Source organism: Flavobacterium cyanobacteriorum, assembly GCF_002251835.1.
In the GTDB taxonomy this organism is placed as follows: Bacteria; Bacteroidota; Bacteroidia; order Flavobacteriales; family Flavobacteriaceae; genus Flavobacterium; species Flavobacterium cyanobacteriorum.
Genome location: NZ_NOXV01000014.1, coordinates 1 through 888 on the forward strand (window position 1 = coordinate 1; position 888 = coordinate 888).

Genomic DNA, 888 nt, shown 5'->3' on the forward strand with positions numbered 1-888 from the left:
CACTAAAGAAATTTAATAAAATAAAAGTTTAAACCACTTCTATATTATAAAAATGTAGATTTGATGTAAACGAAATATTTTTTAAAGTCTTTATGTTTTTGTAAACACTATCCAATATATTTTCTACTTTAAAATTTGTTACAATGACTTCCTCCAACAATATAGCTTTAATTTTTCTGATTTGAATTTTATTAGTCATTTTTTCAAGACTAATAATTGTGTCATAATAATCCTCTTTAACGATAATTATCTTGTCATATTTTTTAGTATTTACACTAAAAAAACCTTTACTATTTGTTTTGTCAATTATTGTTGAGTCAGAAAATATTTGAGCATTTTCAACAGGTATATTATCCTTATCAGTTAGTTGAATCTTAATCTTTTGTGAAAAGAACTGATTTGATGACAGTAATAATATTAATACAAATATATTTTTCATTTTATTAGATTTTAAATAGGGGCATTTAAGCCCCTATATTGTTAATTACTCCCAGAACCATTGCCATCTGTTACCAGCACTACAAGGTACTTCTACTAATTCTGTAACTTGTACAAAAGTTGTACCATTATCAACCCAAGTAGTTTGTTCCACCCAAGTTGTACCAGTAATGATAGTAACAAAACCAAGATTAATGGAACCACATTTAGCAAAACTTGAAGTTGAGCATAAAAGTGTAAGTGCCATAATAAAAAATACTTTTTTCATCTTAATATGTTATAAAATTAAACAATTTCCTCGACAGTTTTAATTCCGCTTCAAGGCTATACAGAACGTTATTTTTGTTTCCTATTTTCAATTTTACGTTATTTTTATACGTAATGTTGGTCAATGGTTTCATACAACGTTTTGCGGCTTGGCGAAGGGCGGGAATTTTAGCACAAATGTTC

3 protein-coding genes are annotated in these 888 nt (G+C 27.3%); all 3 read right to left on the minus strand.

Going from position 1 to position 888, the window contains the following annotated elements; genetic code table 11:
• Positions 1-28: 28 nt before the first annotated feature.
• Positions 29-439 carry a hypothetical protein gene (locus tag CHU92_RS00100; protein ID WP_094411393.1) on the minus strand — a complete coding sequence of 137 codons (411 nt, stop codon included), beginning with the start codon at positions 437-439 and terminating at the stop codon, positions 29-31.
• A gap of 45 nt (positions 440-484) precedes the next feature.
• Positions 485-706: a hypothetical protein gene (locus tag CHU92_RS00105; protein WP_094411394.1), complete on the minus strand. Its 222-nt coding sequence runs from the start codon at positions 704-706 to the stop codon at positions 485-487.
• A gap of 1 nt (position 707) precedes the next feature.
• On the minus strand, positions 708-888 hold a 181-nt coding region (locus tag CHU92_RS15935), incomplete at its 5' end, for a hypothetical protein (RefSeq protein WP_207759776.1).

Excerpts from the sequence above, each read along its gene's own strand:
- CHU92_RS00100 (WP_094411393.1), bottom strand. The coding sequence starts at position 439 with ATGAAAAATATATTTGTATTAATATTATTACTGTCATCAAATCAGTTC.
- CHU92_RS00105 (WP_094411394.1), bottom strand. The coding sequence starts at position 706 with ATGAAAAAAGTATTTTTTATTATGGCACTTACACTTTTATGCTCAACT.